The 22,094-nt window shown below is 61.0% G+C and carries 13 protein-coding genes; 8 read left to right on the top strand and 5 right to left on the bottom strand.

All coding sequences use genetic code 11. The features are described from left to right. Positions 1-3: 3 nt before the first annotated feature. Positions 4-1,464: a UdgX family uracil-DNA binding protein gene (locus AC1RLZ_RS17420; protein ID WP_493189629.1), complete on the bottom strand. Its 1,461-nt coding sequence runs from the start codon at positions 1,462-1,464 to the stop codon at positions 4-6. Between the two features lie 21 nt (positions 1,465-1,485). Continuing rightward, positions 1,486-2,727, bottom strand: coding sequence for a putative DNA modification/repair radical SAM protein (locus AC1RLZ_RS17425; protein WP_493189630.1), 1,242 nt, complete (start codon positions 2,725-2,727; stop codon positions 1,486-1,488). 162 nt (positions 2,728-2,889) lie between these two features. Here AC1RLZ_RS17425 and AC1RLZ_RS17430 point away from each other — a divergent pair, with 162 nt between their 5' ends. Genes AC1RLZ_RS17430 through AC1RLZ_RS17440 form a run of 3 tightly spaced genes read left to right on the top strand, consistent with a single transcriptional unit; the run spans position 2,890 to position 8,502 of the window. Beyond that, the gene (locus AC1RLZ_RS17430) at positions 2,890-3,681 is read left to right on the top strand and encodes an ImuA family protein (RefSeq protein WP_493189631.1); all 792 of its coding nucleotides are present in this window, start codon (positions 2,890-2,892) and stop codon (positions 3,679-3,681) included. Beyond that, positions 3,575-5,161 carry a Y-family DNA polymerase gene (locus AC1RLZ_RS17435; protein ID WP_493189632.1) on the top strand — a complete coding sequence of 529 codons (1,587 nt, stop codon included), beginning with the start codon at positions 3,575-3,577 and terminating at the stop codon, positions 5,159-5,161. Before AC1RLZ_RS17430 ends, AC1RLZ_RS17435 begins: the two co-directional genes overlap by 107 nt. After that, on the top strand, positions 5,158-8,502 hold the full coding sequence (locus tag AC1RLZ_RS17440) for an error-prone DNA polymerase (protein ID WP_493189633.1): 3,345 nt from the start codon (positions 5,158-5,160) through the stop codon (positions 8,500-8,502). Before AC1RLZ_RS17435 ends, AC1RLZ_RS17440 begins: the two co-directional genes overlap by 4 nt. A gap of 32 nt (positions 8,503-8,534) precedes the next feature. Here AC1RLZ_RS17440 and AC1RLZ_RS17445 read toward each other — a convergent pair whose 3' ends face one another. Next, entirely contained in the window at positions 8,535-8,822 is a 288-nt protein-coding gene (locus AC1RLZ_RS17445) for a hypothetical protein (protein WP_493189634.1), read from the bottom strand. A gap of 95 nt (positions 8,823-8,917) precedes the next feature. Between AC1RLZ_RS17445 and AC1RLZ_RS17450 the strand changes: the two genes are divergently transcribed. From AC1RLZ_RS17450 to AC1RLZ_RS17465, 4 genes are all read left to right on the top strand, one after another. Beyond that, complete coding sequence (locus AC1RLZ_RS17450; protein ID WP_493189635.1) at positions 8,918-10,315, top strand: CoA transferase; 1,398 nt, start codon at positions 8,918-8,920, stop codon at positions 10,313-10,315. 220 nt (positions 10,316-10,535) lie between these two features. Continuing rightward, positions 10,536-11,708: an efflux RND transporter periplasmic adaptor subunit gene (locus AC1RLZ_RS17455; RefSeq protein WP_371424132.1), complete on the top strand. Its 1,173-nt coding sequence runs from the start codon at positions 10,536-10,538 to the stop codon at positions 11,706-11,708. 36 nt (positions 11,709-11,744) lie between these two features. Beyond that, complete coding sequence (locus tag AC1RLZ_RS17460) at positions 11,745-14,867, top strand: efflux RND transporter permease subunit (RefSeq protein WP_493189636.1); 3,123 nt, start codon at positions 11,745-11,747, stop codon at positions 14,865-14,867. 259 nt (positions 14,868-15,126) lie between these two features. Continuing rightward, on the top strand, positions 15,127-17,691 hold the full coding sequence (locus tag AC1RLZ_RS17465; protein ID WP_493189637.1) for an HWE histidine kinase domain-containing protein: 2,565 nt from the start codon (positions 15,127-15,129) through the stop codon (positions 17,689-17,691). A 1-nt stretch (position 17,692) separates the two neighbouring features. Here AC1RLZ_RS17465 and AC1RLZ_RS17470 read toward each other — a convergent pair whose 3' ends face one another. Then, positions 17,693-19,054: a TolC family outer membrane protein gene (locus AC1RLZ_RS17470; protein WP_493189638.1), complete on the bottom strand. Its 1,362-nt coding sequence runs from the start codon at positions 19,052-19,054 to the stop codon at positions 17,693-17,695. 390 nt (positions 19,055-19,444) lie between these two features. Here AC1RLZ_RS17470 and AC1RLZ_RS17475 point away from each other — a divergent pair, with 390 nt between their 5' ends. Then, positions 19,445-21,295, top strand: a complete 1,851-nt coding sequence (locus AC1RLZ_RS17475; RefSeq protein ID WP_493189639.1) for an acetyl-CoA hydrolase/transferase C-terminal domain-containing protein — start codon at positions 19,445-19,447, stop codon at positions 21,293-21,295. On the opposite strand, the gene AC1RLZ_RS17480 is transcribed toward AC1RLZ_RS17475, so the two are convergent. After that, positions 21,292-22,071 (bottom strand): enoyl-CoA hydratase, encoded by a 780-nt coding sequence (locus AC1RLZ_RS17480; protein ID WP_371424118.1) that lies wholly within the window; start codon positions 22,069-22,071, stop codon positions 21,292-21,294. The two genes, AC1RLZ_RS17475 and AC1RLZ_RS17480, sit on opposite strands and share 4 nt — an antisense overlap. Between the last annotated feature and the right edge of the window lie 23 nt (positions 22,072-22,094).

Here is a 22,094-nt window from a genome sequence, read left to right on the forward strand (position 1 = left end):
AGATCAGGTTGCGTGCGCTGCCGCGCTCAGATGCTTGGCGACGATGCGCAGGTCATCGACGAAATGCGCATATTCGCGGGCTCTGGCATCCTCGTCCGGTAGTCGTAGCAGATAGGATGGATGCACGGTCACGAGAACCTGTGTGCCGTCGTCAGCCTCGATAATCCGGCCGCGCGTCTTGCCGATCGGCGTGATCTTGCCGAGCACACTTTGTGCGGCTGTCGCGCCCATCGCGACGACGAGCTCGGGTTTCACGGACGCTTTTTCGCGCTCATACCAGGGACGGCACGCCTTGATTTCCGGCGTTGCCGGCTTCTGGTGCAGACGGAATTTTCCACGCGGAACGAACTTGAAATGCTTCACGGCATTCGTGACATAGACCCTGTCTCTGACAATGCCGGCTTCCTTCAGGGCCTTGTCAAGCATCTGTCCGGCAGGTCCGACAAACGGCTTGCCGGCAAGGTCTTCCTTGTCGCCGGGCTGTTCACCGACCATCATTACAGAAGCATGCTGCGGACCTTCGCCGAACACGGTCTGTGTCGCGTCTTTCCACAAATGGCAGGCACGGCAATCGGCCGCTTTCTCGCGTAGCGCGGCAAGACTTTCCGTCCCGGTATCGACCGTTTTGGTCGCATGCGACTTGGCCATGGTCTCCTCCCGACGTTGCGGCTTCTTGGGCGCGCCGGCTTCTGCCGCGATCATGTCTCGTGTGATGCGTCCAGCTTCTGCGATCAGCGGCTTGATCAGTGCGGCTTCGGGCAGGTTGCGCCAGTATTTCTTCGGCATCTCGTTCTGCATTGCCTTGGTCTTCAACCGCGCCGGATTGAAAATGTTGGCGTAATAGGTCAGCCACACCTCTTCGAGCCGATCTTTCGTCGGCGCATCCGACTTGTTGACGCCGGGCGTGATGGAAATCGCGTGGCCATCCCAATGCGCGCAGAGATCCGGCGTCAGGATCGACCACGCCATGTCGGCGAAGCGCCGCGCGAAGAAGGGGGCCGCGAATTCGACGATGTGATGTTCTGGTTCGAACCAGGCGACGAAATGCGAATTCGGCTCACGGCCGATTTCGCGAAACCGTACGAAAGCATGCATCTTGTGCTCGTCGCGCCGGACAGCCTTGGCCATGGCCTGAAGTTTGGTGATGTCGGAGTCGATGGCGACGTGGATCAGATCGGGATTGTCGCGCAGCCGCCGCAGCAAACGATAGAGCAGGGCGAAGCGTTCGGGATCACGATGCAGAATGGCGGTCTCGGCGAGTTCGACGAATTTGGCCGGAACGTTGAACGTGCCTTTTGCAGCGTCGGATAGCGACGTTGCCGGCGAGGCGGAGAACAATTCAGGCTCGGCGCCTGCAACCGTCCATGTCACGTCAGTGGGAGCAATGTCGTTGAGCACCAGTTTGCGTGCCGCCTTGCGCCAGCCTTCAAAGTCGGTGTCGCTCTCCAGCAAGATGGTGTGCATCAGGTCTCCTGAAATGAAATTCTAGAATCCAAATCCCAATTGGGTTGCTTTCGGTTTGAACCGCTCCGCCAGCTTCGCGCCGTCCAGAAAATTCACGGCCGGGCGGTGATCCGGAAGAACGATGAAAGGCAGTGCCTTGTTCCGCGGAATATGCAGCCGGGCGAGGTCGCCGACGCGGATCGACGAGATGCGGCGCGTTTCGATGATCCGTTGCACGGCCCTGGCGCCGAAACCGGGCACGCGCAAAAGGTCTTCACGGCTGGCGCGGTTGACGTCGAGCGGGAAGCGGTCGCGGTGTCGGAGCGCCCAGGCGAGCTTCGGATCCATGTCCAGTGACAGCATGCCGTCATTGTCATCGACGATTTCGTCGACGTCGAAGCCGTAAAAGCGCATCAGCCAGTCGGCCTGATACAGCCGATGCTCGCGGATCAGCGGCGGCGCGCGTAGCGGCAGCGAACGGCTGGCATCGGGGATCGGGCTGAAAGCGGAGTAATAGACGCGCTTGAGATTGTAGGATCCGTAGAGATTGGCCGAGGTTCGGATGATGGTTGAATCATTGGCGCTGTCGGCGCCGACGATCATCTGCGTGCTCTGGCCGGCCGGTGCAAAACGAGGCCCGACTTTGCCGCGTGGCGTCGGCTTGCGTTCTTCGCGGGCTTCATCGAGCTTCAACCGCAATCGACCCATGGTGCGACGAATGGCGCGGACGTCTTTCTCCGGCGCCAGCTTTGCCAGGCTGTCTTCCTCGGGCACCTCGATATTGATGGAGAGGCGGTCGGCATATTTGCCGGCCTCGGTAATTAGTACATCGTCGGCTTCCGGAATGGTCTTGAGATGGATATAGCCGCGGAAGTGATGTTCCTCGCGCAGTTTCCGCGCGACGGCGACGACCTGTTCCATCGTGTAATCGGGGCTGCGGATGATGCCCGACGAGAGAAACAGTCCCTCGATGTAATTGCGCTTGTAGAAATCCAGCGTCAGTTGCACCACTTCGTCCACGGTGAAGCGGGCGCGCGTCACATTGCTGGAGGCCCGGTTGACGCAATAAAGGCAATCGTAATTGCAGGCATTGGTGAGCAGGATCTTCAGCAGCGAGATGCAGCGGCCGTCCGGAGCATAGGAATGACAGATCCCCATTCCTGCATCGGTCGAGCCGATGCCTTTACCGTCGCGGGAGTCCCGTTTCTCGGTACCGCTGGACGCACAGGACGCGTCGTACTTCGCGGCATCCGCCAGGATCTCCAGCTTGCGCTTCACGTCCATGTTCAAAAATCCCTTTGATTTCAAATGCTAAAAAAGTGGCTGATGATCCCGATTGACTCGGCTTGCCATGTTGGCTTTACACTGGAACATATCATGAACAGGGGGGCCGGCAATGGGTTCACTAAAAACCCGCCACGGCAAAACAATTTCGAGGAGCGGCGCATGACCGGCGCACGCATGACCATGCTCGCGCAATTGCGCGGCAGCATCGAACGCATCGAGACCCACAGCGATACCTACGGGCCGGATCGGGTATCGCTCGGTCATGCCGAGGCGGACGCGGCGCTGCAAGGCGGGCTCGCACGTGGCACGATGCATGAGGTGTTCGCCGAAGGCCGTCACAGCGCCGCGGCCACGGGCTTTGTCGCCGGCCTTGCGCATCGTGTCTCGGCAAAGCGGCCGCTGCTGTGGATCCGGCAGGATTTCTCCGAACGCGAATGTGGCGCGTTGGCCATGAGCGGCTGGCGTGAGCTTGGCCTCGATCCGCGACTGCTGGTCACCGTGCGTGCGCCCGATGTCGAGACGGCGCTGCGGACGACAGCCGATGCGCTGGCCTGCGACGCGCTGGGCAGCGTCGTGCTGGAGACCTGGGGCGACAGCAAGCAGTTCGATCTGGTCGCCAGCCGCAAGCTGACGCTGGCGGCGCGTGGCTCGGGCGTCACCTGTCTCTTGCTGCGGACCGCAGGTGTTCCGGCGCCGAGTACGGCGGAAACCCGCTGGCTCATCCGCTCCGCGCATTCGCCGCCGGTCAGGCCCTGGGAAGCATGGGGCGCGCCAATGCTCGACGTGCAACTGGTTCGCAACCGCCATGGCCCGAACGGCCAATGGATCATGGAATGGAAATGTGATGAATGCGTATTCCGTGACATCTCGGCGTATCCTCAGCCTGTGGCTGCCACGCCTGCCGACCGATCGCATCAAGCGGCAGCGTATCCGCAACGGAGAACAGGATAGTCCGCAGCCCTGCATCGTCGTCGCCAAGCAAAATAATGCGTTGCAGATTTCCACGCTGAATGATGCCGCGGCGAAGCTCGGCCTCGAACCCGGCCTGCCGCTTGCCAATGCCCGCGCGGTCTGTCCGGACATCCAGGTGTTTGACGCCGACCCCGTCGCCGATACCCAGACGCTGACCGACATCGCCGACTGGTGCGATCGTTTCACGCCCCTGGTCGCGCTGGATCTGCCGCATGGTCTGTTTCTCGACATCACCGGCTGCGCCCATCTGTTCGGCGACGAGGCGGCGCTGATGAAGCAGCTCTGCGTGACGCTGTCGCGGCAGGGGTTTATCGTCAGCGCAGCGATTGCGGGGACATCCACATGCGCACGCACGCTCAGTCGCTATGCGCATGGCCGGATCGTTGCTGCGGGCGAGGAGGCCAAAGCGGTGACGCCGCTGCCGCTGTTCACGCTCGGCGTCGATGAGGCGATCATCCGCGGATTGCGCCGCGCCGGCTTGAAGACCATCGGCGATGTCGCCTCGCGCTCGCGCCCCGAAATCACCGCACGTTTCGGCGCGGAATTCACGACGCTGCTGGAACAGGCGCTGGGGCACAGCGATGCGCCGATTTCGCCGCGCAAGCCGCTGCCGGATTACATCGTCGAGCAACGCTTTGCCGAACCGATCGCCACCGATGGCGTGATTACGCTGACACTGGCCAAGCTGGCACGCACGCTGATCGATGCGATGGACAGGCAGGGCAAGGGCGCGCGGCGGCTGGAAGCGGCGTTCTTCCGCACCGATGGCGCGGTGCGGGCCATCACGGTGGAAACCGGGCAGGCCGTCTCCAAAGGCGAAGTGATCGACCGGCTGTTCCGCGAACGACTGGACGCGATTGCCGATCCGCTCGATCCCGGTTTCGGTTTCGATATGATCCGCCTGTCGGCCAGCCGTACCGAGATCGTCGTGCAGCAGCAGCGCGACCTCGATGCCAATGTGCATGCGAACGATGAACTGGCTGACCTGATCGACCGTATCGCCGCGCGGATCGGGCCACGTCGCGTGCAGGTCTATCTGCCAGCCGAGAGCCACTTTCCCGAACGCGCGATGCTGGCGGTGCCGGCACAGCATCATCTGGCCGCCGCCATGCAGGCCGTTTGGCCGGTGCGTGAAGACGAGCCGCCGCTGCGGCCGTTACGGTTGTTCGAGCAGCCCGAACTGATCGACGTCCCGCTTGCGGAGTTTCCAGACAAGCCGCCTAAGAAATTCACTTGGCGACGGGTGTCTCACAACGTCGTTCATGTGGAAGGCCCGGAGCGTGTGTCGATGGAGTGGTGGCGTGCGCAGGAGGCGAAGCCGACGCGCGATTACTTTCGTGTCGAGGATGAGGCAGGTCAACGCTTCTGGCTGTTCCGCGACGGACTGTATGGCGAGATCAGGGATGCGGAAAATCACATCGTTTCGCCGAAATGGTTCGTGCACGGGCTGTTCGCATGAGCAGGCCCGACGCAGACTATGCCGAAATAGGCGTTACCACGAATTTCTCTTTCCTGCGCGGCGCGTCGCATCCGCAGAACTATGTGCACCAGGCCAGTGCCGAGCGGCTTTATGCCATTGGCATTGCCGATCACAACACCATGGCCGGTGTGGTGCGTGCCTTTGCCGAGCTGGACCACAAGGATCTTGTCTACAAACCGAAGCTTCTGATCGGCACGCGGCTGGTCTTCAATGACGGCACGCCGGACATCCTTGCCTATCCGTGCGACCGCAACGCCTATGGTCGGCTGTGCCAGTTACTCAGCATGGGCAAGCTGCGTGGCAACAAGGGTGAATGCCTGCTGCAGCTCGGCGATCTCGCGGAGTTTAGCGAAGGGGTGTTGCTTGTTCTAATGCCGACCTATCGGATCGACAGTGATCTTGTCCTGCGCACGCTCGATGCACTATCGGGCCTGCCAGCGGAAGGCATTTGGCTTGGTGCCAGTCCGTTTCATCGCGGGGATGACAAGCGTCGTCTGGCAAAGCTGCAGCGCATCGCATCCATTGCGGGCGTGCCGCTGATCGTCACCAATGACGTGCTCTATCATACGCCAAATCGCCGCATCCTGCAGGATGTGGTCAGTTGCATCCGTGAGAAGACGACGATCGAGCAGGCCGGCCGCGTGCTGGAAATGAATGCCGAGCGGCATCTGAAATCGGCTGCTGAAATGGCGCGGCTGTTTCGCGATTATCCGGATGCGATCCGCGAGACCATCCGTTTTGCCGATCGCATTACATTCTCGCTCAACCAGCTCCAGTATCAATACCCCGACGAGCCTGTGCCGCCCGGCAAGAGCGCGCAGCAACATCTTGAGGATCTGACATGGGAGGGCATGAATCGGCATTTCCCCGGCATCCATGATCCGAAACTCGAAGCCACCTTACGCAAGGAGCTCGCGCTCATCGCCGCGCTCGGTTACGCGCATTACTTCCTGACCGTCCACGACATCGTCCGCTATGCGCGCAGTCAGAACATCCTGTGTCAGGGGCGGGGCTCGGCAGCCAATTCCGCGGTCTGCTACATGCTGGACATCACCTCGGTCAATCCCGCCGAGGTCGACCTTTTGTTCGAGCGCTTCATCTCCAAGGAGCGGCTTGAGCCGCCGGACATCGACGTCGATTTCGAACACGTCCGGCGCGAGGAGGTGATGCAATATGTTTATCGGCGCTACGGCCGGCATCGCGCGGCAATCATCGCCACTGTTATCCATTACCGGCCGCGCTCGGCGATCCGTGATGTCGGCAAGGCGCTGGGGCTGACCGAGGACGTCACCTCGGCATTGGCCGACACCGTCTGGGGCAGTTGGGGCAAGGGCCTCAACGAGATGCAGGTCAAGCAGGCCGGGCTCGATCCGTCCAATCCGATGATCGTGCGCGCTGTCGAGCTGGCCACCGAGCTGATCGAATTTCCGCGCCATCTGTCGCAGCATGTCGGCGGCTATGTGCTGACCCAGGACCGGCTCGACACCTATGTGCCGATCGGCAATGCGGCGATGGACGACCGCACCTTCATCGAATGGGACAAGGACGACGTCGACACCATGAAAATGATGAAGGTCGACGTGCTCGCTTTGGGCATGCTCACCTGCATCCGGAAATGTTTTGATCTGATCTTTCGTCACAAGGAGAAGCGCTACGAACTCAAGGACATCAAAGCGGAGGCCAAGGATGCCCCACCGGTTTTCGCGATGCTCCAACGCGGCGAATCTCTGGGCGTGTTCCAGGTCGAAAGCCGCGCGCAGATGAATATGCTGCCGCGGCTGAAGCCGAAGACATTCTACGACCTTGTCATCGAGGTGGCGATCGTTCGTCCCGGGCCGATCCAGGGAAACATGGTGCATCCCTATCTGAAGCGTCGGGCGATGAAGCCGGAAGATATCGAATATCCACACCCCAAAGGGGGGGATGAAAATGAGTTACGCAAGGTTCTGCACAAAACCCTCGGCGTGCCGTTGTTCCAGGAACAAGCCATGCGCATCGCGATTGAAGCGGCGCATTTCACTCCGGAGGAGGCTAACGGTCTGCGCCGCGCCATGGCGACGTTCCGCAACGTCGGCACCATGCATACGTTCGAGGAAAAGATGGTCGGAAAAATGATCGACCGCGGTTACGACAAGGCCTTCGCCGTGAGCTGTTTCGATCAGATCAAGGGCTTCGGCAGTTATGGTTTTCCCGAGAGCCATGCGGCCGCCTTCGCGCAGCTTGTCTATGTTTCATCATGGTTGAAGCACTACCACCCCGATGCGTTCTGCTGCGGGCTGTTGAACTCACAGCCGATGGGGTTTTATGCGCCGTCGCAGATCGTGCGCGATGCGCGCGATAACGGGGTCGATGTGCGGGAGATCGATGTATCCTTCAGTCATTCGCAGAATACGCTGGAAGAACCAGGCAGAGACTATTGCGCGGTTCGCCTTGGCTTTCGCCAGATCGATGGATTCAAATGGGCGGATCCGGATGAGGAGCGCGAACGTGTAAAAGCTGGCAAGCCGCCGGGAGAAGACTGGGGCGCGCGCATCGTTGCCGCGCGAGAGCGACAGCCTTTCACCTCGCTGGAAGATTTCGCCCGCGATACCGCTTTGCCAAAACGCGCGCTGATCATGCTGGCCGATGCCGATGCATTCCGCTCGATCGGGCTCGATCGCCGTGCCGCACTGTGGGCGGTGAGGCGACTGCCCGATGACGTGGCTCTGCCGCTGTTCGAAGTCGCGACCGCACGCGAGCAGCCGGACGAGAATGCGAAGCCTCTGCCTGAGATGCCTTTGCCCGAACAGGTGGTCGCCGATTATCAGACCATCCGGCTGTCGCTGAAGGGACATCCCATGGAGTTCCTGCGCGCGAATTTCACGCGGGAAAAAGTGGTGACCTGCGCGAGCATTGTGGATGCCAATGACAGACGGCGGGTGCGCTGTGCCGGTGTCGTGCTGGTGCGGCAGCGGCCGGGCAGCGCCAAGGGCGTCGTCTTCATGACGCTGGAAGACGAGACCGGCATCGCCAATATCGTGGTGTGGCCGAAAGTCATGGAGCAGTTTCGCAGGGAAGTCATGGGCTCCAGGCTCATTCTGGTCGAGGGTACGATTCAGAGCAGCCCGGACAAGGTTGTCCATCTGGTTGCAGAACGGCTGGTCGATCGCTCGGACGATTTGAAACATCTCGCCAACGATGCGCTTGGCGGGCCCCGACAAATGCTGTCAGACCCCGAACCGGTCAATGACGATCGCCGCGAGCATCCCGACAATCCGGCCCAGCGCATTCGCCATCCACGCAATGTCCGGATCCTGCCGCGCTCGCGGGATTTCCATTAAGCGCCGTTCAGAAACCATTCAGCCGCTACTACCTATTCAGGTGACGCGCCGACTGGCGGTCCGCCGGGTGGCCGATGCAGGAAAGTAATAGTGGCATAGGCGCCGATCCATGAGCCGACGGCGGCGAAACCCACATATATCCAGTTTTCGGTATAGCTGATGACGGCATAGGACGAGAGTAGATACCAGACGCTGCTCCAGGTGGCCGCAGGTACGCGTCGGCGGGCCACCACCGCAGAGGTGAACATCACATAGACCGCGTCGGTGGCAGCCGTAGCCAGCATTACGGCGCCGGCTGTCAATGGATCGATGATCGCCATGGTCTCTCCTCCATGCTTGTGCAAGATGGCGCGATGACGGATGTGGTCACCTGGAAGCGTGAGCTGAATCGGTGGCGTGGGAAAGGGGGGCGTTGATGCACGGCATTCGTGAACGACTTGCGGACCTCTGGAGGCAGGTCGGCGGTGATATTGCGGCGCTCCAGCGTGTCACGTTGACCGGTCATGAGCCGCAGTTGCCGTCGTCGTTCCATGTCGGCACGGCCGCTCAGATCAGTATCGCTGCGTCCGGAATGGCGGCCGCCGAAATCTGGCGGCTACGCAGCGGGCAGACGCAGACTGTCTCTGTCGACATGCGCCACGCCATCGTCGAATGCCGCAGCGAGCGCTATCTGCGCTGCGACGGCAATCCGCCGCCGCCCGCCTGGGATGCCATCGCAGGCGTCTACAAGACCGGTGACGGCAAGTTCGTGCGGCTGCATACCAATTTTCCGCATCATCGCGACGCTGTCTGCCAGGTGCTGTCATGCGCGCCGGAGCGCGAAGCCGTGCAGGCGGCGTTGATGCAATGGAACGGCGAGGCCTTCGAGGCCGCGGCCTATGCAGCTGGCGGCGTCGTGGCGCTGATGCGGTCCCATAACGCATGGATGGCGCTGCCGCAGGCGCAAGCCATCGCAGAACTGCCGCTCGTGGAAATCACCCGGATTGGCGACGCCGACCCCAAGCCGTGGCCGATCGGTGCCCGGCCGCTCGCCGGACTGCGCGTGCTCGATCTCTCACGCGTCATCGCAGGCCCCGTCGCAGGTCGTACCCTTGCGGCCCATGGCGCGGATGTGATGCTGGTCTCCAGCCCCGATCTGCCGGCGATCCCGTGGCTCACCATCGACACCGGGCGCGGCAAGCTCTCGAGCTTCGTGGATCTCCAGGGCGAGCAGGGGCGCGACACCTTGCGAGGATTGCTCGCGCAGGCGGATATCTTCTCTCAGGGCTATCGCCCGCAGTCTCTTGCGGCACTCGGCTTTTCGCCGGTTGAAGCAGCCAGGCTCAGCCCGGGCATCGTCTATGTCTCGCTCTCGGCCTATGGCCGCTCTGGTCCCTGGGCGGAACGGCGCGGTTTCGATTCACTGGTGCAATGCGCCACCGGCTTCAACCATGCCGAAGGGCAGGCGGCAGGCGTTGAGGGACCCAAGGAATTGCCGGCGCAGATGCTGGATCACGCCACGGGCTACCTGATGGCGTTCGGGGCCATGATGGCGCGTGCACGTCAGGCGCGCGAAGGGGGGAGTTGGCACGTCCAGGTCTCTCTTGCCCGCACAGGTAAATGGCTATGGGATATGGGGCGGCTGCCCGATGGCTTCGCTGCGGCGGATCTGGCGGGGGAGACGGTGAAAGAGTTTATAGAGGATATGCCGTCGGGATTCGGCACGTTGTCTACGGTTTGTCATGCAGCGGTGTTATCGCGCACACCAGCATCATGGGCGCGTCCGGCCATGCCCCTCGGCACCCATCCGGCGGTATGGCCGACCGGCAATTGAAATCCACTCTCGGGATTTCAAAGTTTTAACGAAGATTCGTAAGTGCACATGCGTTTTTAGATTGTCTGAACGACCAGATGCGCACTACTAGCGCGTGAATGGGACAAATCGCCGCGGAATAAGTGCGTTTCCTACCAAGGATCTGGCAGTGACGAATTTAGATCAACAATCTCAGATATTTAGCCGAAAGCGCCTGATCGCGGGCGGTTGCATCGCTGCTATGCTGGTCGCCGCAGGTATTGGCTACGCGCGGCTGTTGACCCCGTCGAAGGGGCATTCCGACGTTTCGAGCCAGTCCCGGAAGAATCCGCAGCGCTACACCACCTCGCCGTCTGAATGGGCCAGCCTGACCATCGAACCGGTTACCGTGCATGCCTTCCGTGCCGAACACGTCACCGAGGGCAAGATTGCGGTCGATGAAGATCGCTCGACACCGATCTTCTCGCCCTATGCCGGCCGCGTGACAAAGCTGATGGCCAAGCCGGGCGACCATGTCGAAAAAGGTCAGCCGCTCTTTATCATCGAAGCGGCCGACACTGTCGGCGCACAGAACGATTTCGTTGCCGCGGTCACCTCGCTCAACAAGGCGAAGTCGCAGCTTGATCTCGCGCAAATTCAGGACAAACGCGCCAAGGATCTGTTCGAAGGCAAGGCGGTACCGCTCAAGGACTATCAGCAGAGCCAGGCCACGCTGTTGCAGGCGTTGAACGATCAGCGCACAGCCGAAACGGCCCTAGAAGCAGCGCGCAATCGTCTGCGCATCCTTGGCCTCTCCGAAGAAGCGATCACGGCGTTTCAGGAGAAGGGCCGCATCAATCCGGAAACCACCATCTATGCACCGCTTGCGGGCACTGTAGTTCAGCGCAAGATCGGTCCCGGCCAATATATCAGCGCAGGTGCTGCTGATCCGGTGTTCGTGATCGGCGATCTCTCATCGGTGTGGCTCACTGCATTTGTGCGCGAGACGGAGGCCGCTGCCGTGCAGATCGGTCAGGAAATGAGCTTCACCGTCCTGGCGCTGCCCGGCCGTGTGCTCACTGGCCGCATCAGCTACGTCGCGACCGCGCTCGATCCTGCGACACGCCGCCTGCTCGTGCGCGCCACGCTGGACAATAGCAACGGTCTGCTGAAGCCGGAGATGTTTGCCACCGTCACGATCTACGCGCCCGGCGATCGGCCGACCATCGGCGTGCCGAAGACCGCGCTGATCTATGAAGGCGATCAGGTCCGCGTCTGGGTTGCCCATGACGAGGATAAGACGATCGAGCTGCGCCAGATCAAGACCGGCATGACCAACGGCAATCTTGTCGAGGTCCATGGTAATCTGAAAGCTGGCGAACGCATTGTCACCAGGGGCAGCCTGTTCATCGACCGGGCGGCTTCCGCCAGCTAACCCCCAGCTTCGGCTCTTCTGAAAGGTCCGATCTGGATGGATCGTCTTGTTGCCTTGGCCGTCGACCGTCGCTTGCTGATGGTGGCGATGTTCGCCGTCGTTTTCATCGGCGGTCTGTTCGCTTTCAATCAGCTGAATATCGAGGCCTATCCCGATCCGACTCCGCCGATGGTCGATATCGTCACGCAGAGCAACGGCCTGTCAGCGGAGGAAATCGAACGCTACATCACGATCCCGATTGAGACACAGGTCGCAGGTATCAAGAACCTGAAAACGATCCGCACGATCTCGCTCTACGGTCTCTCTGACGTCAAACTGCAGTTCTCGTTCGACTACACCTATGACGAAGCACTGCAGCAGGTGCTGAACCGGCTGTCGCAGCTTGGGACGTTGCCGGGCAACGCCCAGCCAACTATTTCGCCGATCTCGGCGGTGGGTGAAATCTTCCGCTATCGCCTGGTGGGACCACCGAACTACAGCGTGCTTGACCTCAAGACCCTGCAGGACTGGGTGATGCAGCGCCGCTTTAGGTCGGTGCCGGGTGTCATCGACGTCATTGGCTGGGGCGGCAAGACCAAGACCTATGAAATCCAGGTCGAGTTCAACAAACTCGTTGCTTACGGCCTGACGCTGCCGCAATTGCTGACCGCGGTCGGCAATGCCAACATCAATGTTGGCGGCAATACCGTCAATATCGGTCCGCAATCGGCGGTGGTGCGTGGTGTCGGTCTCATTCGCTCGATCGACGATCTGTCCAATACGATGATCTCCCAGACCAACGGCAACCCCGTTTTGGTCAAGGACGTCGCCACGGTTTCCGTCGGCGAGAAGCCGCGGCTCGGCATCGCCGGTCTCAATCAGGACGACGACATCGTACAGGGCATCGTCCTGATGCGCCGCGGTGAGAAGAGTTCACCGACCATCGCGCGGGTCGAACAACTGGTGCAGACGATCAACCGGGGAGGCGTCTTGCCGCCGGGCGTGCGCATCGAGCGCATCTATGACCGTAAGGATCTGATTGATCTCACCACCCATACGGTGCTGCATAATATGGTGGTCGGCATCCTGTTGATCGTATTGCTGCAGTGGATTTTCCTCGGCAATCTGCGTAGCGCTCTGATTGTCGGCGCCACGATTCCATTTGCGCTGTTCTTTGCCGTTATCATTCTCGTGTTGCGTGGGGAATCCGCAAATCTTCTGTCGGTTGGCGCTATCGACTTTGGTTTGATCGTCGATGGCACAGTCATCATGGTCGAGGCCATCTTCAGACGGCTCACTCAGACGACGCCATTGTCGGAGGCAGAGCGCAGTCACATCTCCGCCGAAACCATCATGGGGATGAAGAAGCACGGTATCCTCAGTGCGTCAGCCGACGTGTCGCGCTCGATCTTCTTCGCTGCGGCCATCATCATCGCAGCCTTCCTGCCGCTGTTCACGCTGTCCGGTGTCGAGGGCAACATCTTTGGGCCGATGGCGCGCACCTACGCCTATGCGCTCGCCGGCGGCTTGATCGCGACCTTCACCATCACGCCGGCGCTGAGCGCCATTATCCTGCCAGCGCATGTTCAGGAAACCGAGACCTGGATCGTTCGCAAGCTGCACGATCTCTATGTGCCGGTGCTGAACTGGGCTGTCGCTAATCGTAAGATCGTCATGGGCCTCGCCATCGGCCTCGTCGTCTTGACGGGGTTCATGGTGCGCATGCTCGGCCTGGAATTCCTGCCGAAGCTGGAAGAGGGCAATCTCTGGATCCGCGCCACACTGCCGCCGACGATCTCGCTGCAGGAGGGCAATACTTACGTCAACGAGATGCGCAGGCTCATTCGCCAGCAGCCCGAGGTGGAATCCGTTGTCTCACAGCATGGCCGCCCTGATGACGGCACCGACGCAGCCGGCTTGTTCAACGCAGAATTCTTCGCGCCGCTGAAACCGGCCACCGAGTGGCCGGCGCCGCAGGACAAGGATGCGCTGACGGCGCGCCTGCTCAAGGAACTGCAGACGAAATTCCCGGGCGTTGAATTCAACTTCTCGCAATATCTGCAGGACAACGTGTCTGAGGCCGTCTCCGGCGTGAAGGGCGAGAACTCGATCAAGCTCTATGGCAACGATCTGGATGCCCTCACCAAGACCGCTAACGAGATCAAGGCCGTACTGTCCACGGTGCAGGGCGTGACGGATCTCGCCGTGTTCACGTCGTTGGGGCAGCCAACCATCCAGATCGACGTTGACCGCGCCAAGGCCGCGCGCTACGGGCTGGCACCGGGCGATATCAACGCCACTATCAAGGTAGCCATCGGCGGCGACTCTGCAGGCGATCTCTATGAGTCCGGCAGTGATCGTCATTTCCCGATCATGGTGCGGCTGGCGCCGGAATATCGTCGTAGCGCCGAGGCGATCCAGAATTTGCGCATTGGCGCAGCCGGTCCGAACGGGACCATCGCGCAGATCCCGCTGAGTGAAGTGGCATCGATCAATCTGGTCTCGGGGGCGGCCTACATCTATCGCGAGAACCAGGAGCGTTATCTGCCGATCAAGTTCTCGGTACGCGAACGCGATCTTGGCAGCGCCATTCAGGAAGCGCAGGAGAAGGTCGCCGCGCAGGTCCAGTTGCCGCCGGGCTCGCGGACCGAATGGGTCGGCGAGTTCGGCAATCTTCAGGACGCTATAGCGCGGCTTTCCATCGTGGTGCCGATCAGCCTCGCTTTGATCGGCGTGCTGCTCTGGCTCAACTTTGGCTCGATGGCCGACACGTTGCTGGCCATGAGCGTGATCCCGATGGCGATCTTCGGCGGCGTGCTCGGTCTGCTGATTACGGGTATTCCGTTCAGCGTATCGGCAGCGATCGGTTTCATCGCGCTGTTCGGCATTGCTGTCATGGACGGCATTCTGATCCTGTCGCAGTACAATCAGCTGATCGACGAGGGTTATGAGCGCATCAAGGCGGTGATCCGGACCGGCGAACTGCAGCTGCGGCCGGTCCTCATGACCTGTATCGTGGCGGGCATCGGCCTGCTGCCCGCAGCGCTCTCGGAGGGTATCGGGTCTCAGGTGCAGAAGCCGTTGGCGGTCGTGGTCGTCACCGGCATGATGCTGGCGCCGCTGGTGATCCTGATTACCCTCCCGGTGTTGATCTCGCTCTTCTCACGCCGGACCCGTTAAGCCGCTTCGTAATCGAAATGACCCGGCTTGTTCGTGCCGGCTCGGGTCGTCGCGCGCCTATGGCCCAGAAAATCGATATTGGCAGGGGATCAAAACCGGCGCTCGCCCGTTAATCGGTTCCCCACTCGGCTGCTTTAGCCGCCGGTCCGTTTCGGTAGGTGCTTTTGAACGCTGTATTTGCTGACCTTTTTTCAAGCTTGCAGCCGTGCCATGCTGGTGGCCGTCCGTTAAAGCGCCAAGCCGTTGCAGAGACTTTTTGATGCTCACCAAGGCTGACCCCGTCGACCTGACCAACTGCGATCGCGAGCCGATTCACATTCCCGGGAGCATTCAGCCCTATGGATGCCTGCTGGCCTGTGATGGCTCCGTCGGTATGGTCCGGCGTCACTCGGTCAATGCCGGCACGATGCTTGGTGTGGGGTCAGGCAACATCAATGGACGCAAGCTCGATGATCTGATCGGCGAGGGGCCGGCGCACGACATTCGCAATGCGATCGCCAAATGGGGCAACCAGCAGCGCCCGGGATTGTTGATCGACTTTAAGATCGCGTATTCGCAGACCGTGTTCAACGTCGCTGTGCACCGGCACAAGGGCGTCAACATTATCGAGTTCGAACCTGCCAATGTCAGCGACGCGACGCCACCTCTGGAACTGTCGCGCCTGCTCATCGGTCGTATCGGCCAATGCAACGATCTCGATGTGCTATTCGACAATGCGGCTCGATTGCTGCGCGGCGCGCTCGGCTATGACCGGGTGATGGTTTATCAGTTTGCTCATGATGGCTCCGGTCGGGTGATCAGCGAGGCGCGCCGCGGCGATCTCGAGAGCTTTTTGGGGCAGCACTTTCCAGCCAGTGACATCCCGCAGCAGGCGCGGGCGCTTTACGTCCAGAACCCGGTGCGTGTCGTCTCGGATGCGAGCGGTGAGCGCGTGCCCATTGAGCCGGAGTTCGACACATCCGGTGAACCGCTCGACCTGTCCTTTGCATATCTGCGAAGCGTTTCGCCGATTCATTGCGAGTATCTGCGCAATATGGGTGTCGGCGCATCGATGTCGATTTCCATCATCCACGATGGTGTGCTGTGGGGTTTGATCGCCTGCCATCACTATGCACCGCGCGCGCTTTCCACGGAGAAACGCGTCGCTGCAGAAATGTTCGGCGAGTTTTTTTCCATGCAACTGGCCGGGCTCATTCAGAAACGTAAGCTGGCGGCCAGCGAAAATGCGCGGCGCTATCTCGATCAGTTGCTGCGTAATGTGTCGCATCACGGCAATGTCGATAGTCTACTCAAGGAAAGCATTCGCGATTTTAGCGCACTAATGCCGTGTGACGGCGTCGGCCTTTATCTCAACAAGACCTGGACAGCGCACGGCAATGCGCCGCCGGTTGCGGCAGTGCCCGCGCTGATGGGCTTCATCAACACGGTGGCCGAGGGCAGGGTGTGGGCGACGAACGCATTGTCAGATCGATTGCCGTCGGCTGAAGACTATGCTGCTGCCGTCTCCGGCGTGCTGGCCGTGCCGTTGTCCCAGTTGCCGCGTGACTATCTGCTGTTCTTCCGCAGCGAAGTAACGCAAACGCTGAACTGGGCAGGCGATCCCAACAAGACATACGAAATCGGCCGGTTGGGCGATCGGCTGACGCCACGCAAGAGCTTCGCGATCTGGAAGGAGACTGTGCGGCGTCAATCCCAGCCGTGGCTGCAAAACGAGCGCGACACCGCAGAGGCTGCGCGCTCGGCTCTGGTGAAAGTGGTGCTTCGCTATAATGAATTACTGGCGGATGAGCGGCACAAGGCCGACCTGCGCCAGAAAATGTTGAATGAAGAGCTCAATCATCGCGTCAAGAATATTCTCGCGCTGATCAAATCGCTGGTCTCGCACCCGGTGGAGGATGGCCGCAGCATCGAGGATTACGTCGCCTCCCTGAAGGGGCGCATTCAGGCGTTGTCGCTTGCGCATGACCAGGTCATCCGCGGTGCCGGTGGCGGTGCGCTAAAGGGATTGCTCGATGCGGAATTTTCGCCGTATCGCGAGACGGTGAAAGCGATCGACGCGACCGGGCCCGATGTTTTGCTCGATGCCCGAGCCTATTCGGTACTTGCTCTGGTGCTGCACGAACTGGCCACCAATGCCGCCAAATATGGTGCGCTTTCCGTAACCACGGGGCGCTTGTCGCTCCAGTGGAAACGAACCGCTATCGGCGATTGCGAAATCCTCTGGCTTGAGCGCGACGGCCCGCTTGTCACTCCGCCATTGCGGCGGGGCTTTGGATCGATGCTGATCGGTCGCAGCATTCCCTATGACCTCGGCGGCGAAAGTGATGTCGACTATGAGCCGGCCGGCGTACGCGTGCGGCTGCTCATCCCGGCGCGCTTCGTTGTCTGGCCCGCGCCGGTGGCGGCGCGCAACCTGCGCGCCCGACGCGAGGACAACAAGCCGATGGCGTCGATGCGTGGCTTGAAGGTGTTGATGGTCGAGGACCAGCTTCTGATTGCCATGGACGTCGAGACCATGCTGACCCATGAGGGCGCGGCATCGGTCGAGACGGCGTCTTCGGTCAAGGAGGCATTGATCGCGCTGACGATCATGAGGCCTGATGTGGCGATCCTCGACGTCAATCTCGGCAATGGCAATTCGATGCCGGTAGCCCAGGCATTGCGCGAGCGGGGCATCCCCTTCGTCTTCGCCACGGGCTATGGCGAGACCAGCCTGATCCCCGCGTCGATGGATGACGTACCGATCGTGCGCAAACCCTACGATCTCACTTCGCTGGTCGCTGCGATGACCACGGCGATGGCGAAGAAGAGCTCGGCCGGATAGTTTATTGCCCCGAGGGTGTGCGCAGCCCGTGCCAGGCGTCGCGCACCTGATGGTAGTGAACTTCCGGCAGATAATCTGGCGTGTTCAGCCCAAGCGTCTTTACGTCCAGCCGGCCGATCGCGCTGAGCAACGAATAGGATGCGATGACCCGGTCACGCTGCGCACCGATCAGGCGGGCTTTGGCCTGCACAAGATCCTGCTGTGCGTTCAACACATCGACAGTCGTGCGCTGACCGCCCTGGGCTTCGCGCTGTACGCCCTGCAGTGCAACGCCAGCAGCGCGCACTTCGGCTTCAGCGGCACTCACCGCGGTCTTTGCGCCTTCGTTTGACACCCATGCACCGACGACTGCGGTGCGGGCCTGGTTGCGGACCTGCTCGAGCACCAGGCGGCTGACCGACGAGAGTTCTTTGGCCTGGCGCGTCTGTGCAGCACCGAGGCCGCCGTCATAGATCGGTGCAGTCAACTGGCCGACAATAGAAGCCTGGTCGGTGCCAAAAGTGCCAAGCGTCGGATCCGATTGGCTGGATTTGCTGGCGCTGCCCTGCAGCGTAAGCGTGGGCAACAGGCTGCTCTCGGCCACCTTGATCGTCGTGGTTGCCACGTCGACATCGTAGCCGGCAGCCAGCACTGCGGGATGCGCCTTGAAGGCCTGGTTGACCGCATCGTCCTTGTTGCGCGGGAGCAACCGATCCATCGGTTCGGCCGGGCTTAGCCGCGAGGGTGACGTGCCGATGACCTGCGCATAGGTCGCCTGGCTGATGGCAAGATTGACCTCGGCAGCGTTCAGGTCGGCCTGACCGCGGGCGAGTCGAGCCTCGGCTTGAGACGTATCGGTGGGGGTAACGTCGCCGGCATTGAGCCGCTTCTGGGCAATCCCGAGGGTCTCGCGGAGCGAAGTCACGTTGGCGCGCTGGGCTTCGACCAGCGATTGGTTGGCGAGAACATTGGTATAGGCAACGACAGCGTCGAGCAGCACCCCCTGGCCGACATTCCGCAGCGCTTCCCGGCCGGACTGCACCTGCAATTCCGCGACGCGGACGCTGTTGGCTGTCTTGTTTCCGTTATAAAGCGTCTGGGTGACGGTGACGCCGATGGTCCATGGCTTCAACGTCGCGCCCTGGATGGTGTTGTCCACCAGCAGGTTGCGGACGGCCTGAAGGCCATAGCTCAGTGTGGCTGCAACCTGCGGCCGGTAGCCGGCCAGCGCCTGCGGGACGTTCTCATCGGTCGCGCGCTGGCGAGCCCGTTCGCCGTTCAGCTGCGGATTGGATTGATAGGCCTTGGCAAGCGCTTCCGAGACAGTTTCGGCACGCGCATCGACCGCGGCGAAAATGCCATAGCCGGTGAGGCTCAGGGCCATGCCTGTCCGGAGCGCGCGTCTTGCGACGAGGCCAAATATGCCGTGATGACGAACCATGTTATCCCAAAGCAGTCTTCGGACGTCCGCCCCCGCTGACGCCCACGTATGTTTAGAGGGCGTTGCCTTTGCAGGCAAACCATCCGGTGAAGAACCTCCGAGCTTTTGCGCTTTCCCCACAGGGCATTTGGCTGCCCCGATTTGCTTGATTGATCAGGACCATAGGGCGGATGAGCTGCTCCGTGAATGCGGCGAATAAACCCGGCTTCACACGGCCGCGTGTGTTGCATGTCGGGCACATTTCTGAATAACCGTGCGCAATGGTAACTCTGCGCCGGCCTCGCTGCGCGATTGCGTTGAGGAGCAGCCGATCTTGTCCCATCCGGAATGCCCATGCCCAAGATCTTCACCGATGCCGACATCATCGCGGACGACATCATTCGCGATGTGGGGTCCACGCTCGTGGTGGGATTGCCGCTGGGACTTGGCAAGGCAAACCACATCATCAATGCGCTCTATCAGCGCGCGCTGGCCGATCGCAGCATCCAGCTGACTTTCTTCTCCGCGCTGACCTTGGAGAAGCCGAAGCCGTCCAGCGAGCTGGAGAAACGCTTCATCAATCCGGCGATAGAGCGTTTGTTCGGTGGCTATCCTGACCTGGCCTATGCAACGGCGCTTCACAAAGGCGAGCTTCCGCCGAACATTCAGGTCAACGAATTCTTCTTCCTTGCAGGAAAGTGGCTGCGGGTCGCCGATGCACAGCAGCACTATATTTCAGCGAACTACACCCATGCGGCGTCCTATCTGCTGACGCGTGGCCTTAACGTGATCACGCAATTGGTGTCGAAACGCGTCGTTGACGGGGCCGCGCGCTATAGCCTGAGCTGCAATACCGACACCACGCTGGACCTCTTGCGCGCGCGCAATGAGGGTCGCGTTTCGTTCAGGCTGATCGGTCAGGTCAATTCGGAACTGCCATTCATGCCGGGGCAGGGCGATCTCGCAGGTGATGAGTTTCACGCGGTGCTTGACAGTCCGGACACCGAATTTCCGCTGTTCGCACCACCGTCAGAACCCGTCAACGACACCAAATATGCGATCGGCTTGCACGCTGCGGGCCTGGTGCGTGACGGAGGCACGTTGCAGATCGGCATCGGGCAAGTCGCCGATGCGCTGGCGCAGGGGCTGATCATTCGTCAGCGCGACAATGCGGCGTTCCGCAATCTATTGCAGCGCCTTTCTCCTGACGCGCCTCCGAAGGAAGTCACAGCGTTTGAACACGGCCTCTATGGCGTCAGTGAAATGCTGTTCGAAGCGTTTCTCGGTCTGATGGAAGCCGGCATTCTCAAGCGCGAGGTGGATGGCACCATCGTGCATGGCGCATTCTTTCTGGGGCCGAAGGCACTCTATCAGGCGCTGCGCGACATGGCGCCGGAACGTTTGGCAAAAATCCAGATGATGCCAGTGTCGTTCACCAATGAGCTCTACGGCGATGAAGAGGGCAAGCGCCGTGCGCGTGTCGATGCACGCTTCGTTAACAACACGATGATGGCGACGCTGATGGGAGCCGCGATCTCTGACGGTCTCGAGACCGGGCAGGTCGTGAGTGGTGTCGGCGGGCAGTATAATTTCGTGTCACAGGCCTTCGCTCTGGAAGGCGCGCGCTCGATCCTGACTCTCGAAGCGACGCGTGCCGGCAAAAAGCCAATCTCCAATATTCGCTGGAGTTATGGTCACACCACGATCCCGCGACATCTGCGCGACATCATTGTGACGGAGTATGGTGTCGCCGATCTGCGCGGAAAATCCGATGCGGATGTGATTGCGGCAATGCTGCAGGTGTCCGACTCGCGCTTTCAGCCGGAGCTGATGAAGCAGGCCAAGGATGCGGGAAAGCTCTCCAAGAGCTATGACATTCCTGCAGCATATCGCGACAACGTGCCCGAGCGGATCTCTGCTGCCCTCAAGCCGGCGCGGGACGCTGGTCTTTTGCCCATGTTCCCGTTTGGCAGTGACTTCACCGCCGTCGAGCAGCGCCTGATCCCTGCATTGCAGATTCTGAGCGCCGCATCGGCGTCGCCGCAAAAGGTCGCCGGGTTGTTCTGGCAGGGCATGACGCACACAGCCAGCGCATCCGATGAAGCGGCGCTTGCGCGGCTCGGGCTCGATCGTCCGGCGTCATGGGCCGAACGAGCCTATCGTGTGCTGGTATCCGCCGCGCTCGCGCGCAGCGACCCGGCCTAGCGGTTCTTGTTGACGGGCTTCCGCTTCTCGATGAATGCGGCCATGCCTTCGGAGCGATCCTCCAGCGCAAAGGTCGCATGAAACAGATCGCGCTCGACCTTGAGGCCCTCGGTGAGCGGCGTCTCGAAGGCGCGGTTGACGGCGTTCTTCGCCATCGTCGCCACCGGGCGCGACATGGCCGCGATCTTTTCCGCCATGGCGATGGCTTCTTCCATCAGCTTGTCGGCCGGGACAATGCGGCTGACGAGACCGGAGCGCTCGGCTTCCGCCGCATCCATCATCCGGCCTGTGAGGCAGAGGTCCATCGCCTTCGATTTGCCGATGGCGCGGGTGAGGCGCTGGGTGCCGCCGATGCCGGGAATGGTGCCGAGCGTGATTTCCGGCTGGCCGAACTTCGCGGTGTCGGCAGCGATCATGATATCGCACATCATTGCGAGCTCGCAGCCACCGCCGAGAGCGTAGCCGCTGACTGCAGCAATGGTCGGCTTGGTGCAGGTGGCCACGCGGTCGCCGCCGATCGCAGTGAAATCACTGGAGAACATGTCGATGAAGCTCTTTGGCTGCATCTCCTTGATATCGGCTCCGGCGGCAAATGCCTTCTCGCTACCGGTCACGATGATGCAGCCCACAGTGGCGTCAGCTTCGAGCTCGTCGATGGCGATTTTGATTTCGCCGAACACGCCGAAAGAGAGCGCATTGAGCATCTTCGGGCGGTTCAGCGTGATGATGCCGACCGCGCCCTTTCGCTCAACGATGAGGTGTTCGTAGCTGCTCATGTTCCATCCCGCGGATTTTGCTG

This window comes from Tardiphaga sp. GW822-FHT04G09 (assembly GCF_058800725.1).

Bases quoted from the DNA above. Each gene is read 5' to 3' on its own strand.
- AC1RLZ_RS17420 (WP_493189629.1), bottom strand. From the start codon at position 1,464: ATGCACACCATCTTGCTGGAGAGCGACACCGACTTTGAAGGCTGGCGC.
- AC1RLZ_RS17425 (WP_493189630.1), bottom strand. From the start codon at position 2,727: ATGGACGTGAAGCGCAAGCTGGAGATCCTGGCGGATGCCGCGAAGTAC.
- AC1RLZ_RS17430 (WP_493189631.1), top strand. From the start codon at position 2,890: ATGACCGGCGCACGCATGACCATGCTCGCGCAATTGCGCGGCAGCATC.
- AC1RLZ_RS17435 (WP_493189632.1), top strand. From the start codon at position 3,575: ATGAATGCGTATTCCGTGACATCTCGGCGTATCCTCAGCCTGTGGCTG.
- AC1RLZ_RS17440 (WP_493189633.1), top strand. From the start codon at position 5,158: ATGAGCAGGCCCGACGCAGACTATGCCGAAATAGGCGTTACCACGAAT.
- AC1RLZ_RS17445 (WP_493189634.1), bottom strand. From the start codon at position 8,822: ATGGCGATCATCGATCCATTGACAGCCGGCGCCGTAATGCTGGCTACG.
- AC1RLZ_RS17450 (WP_493189635.1), top strand. From the start codon at position 8,918: ATGCACGGCATTCGTGAACGACTTGCGGACCTCTGGAGGCAGGTCGGC.
- AC1RLZ_RS17455 (WP_371424132.1), top strand. From the start codon at position 10,536: ATGCTGGTCGCCGCAGGTATTGGCTACGCGCGGCTGTTGACCCCGTCG.
- AC1RLZ_RS17460 (WP_493189636.1), top strand. From the start codon at position 11,745: ATGGATCGTCTTGTTGCCTTGGCCGTCGACCGTCGCTTGCTGATGGTG.
- AC1RLZ_RS17465 (WP_493189637.1), top strand. From the start codon at position 15,127: ATGCTCACCAAGGCTGACCCCGTCGACCTGACCAACTGCGATCGCGAG.
- AC1RLZ_RS17470 (WP_493189638.1), bottom strand. From the start codon at position 19,054: ATGGCCCTGAGCCTCACCGGCTATGGCATTTTCGCCGCGGTCGATGCG.
- AC1RLZ_RS17475 (WP_493189639.1), top strand. From the start codon at position 19,445: ATGCCCAAGATCTTCACCGATGCCGACATCATCGCGGACGACATCATT.
- AC1RLZ_RS17480 (WP_371424118.1), bottom strand. From the start codon at position 22,071: ATGAGCAGCTACGAACACCTCATCGTTGAGCGAAAGGGCGCGGTCGGC.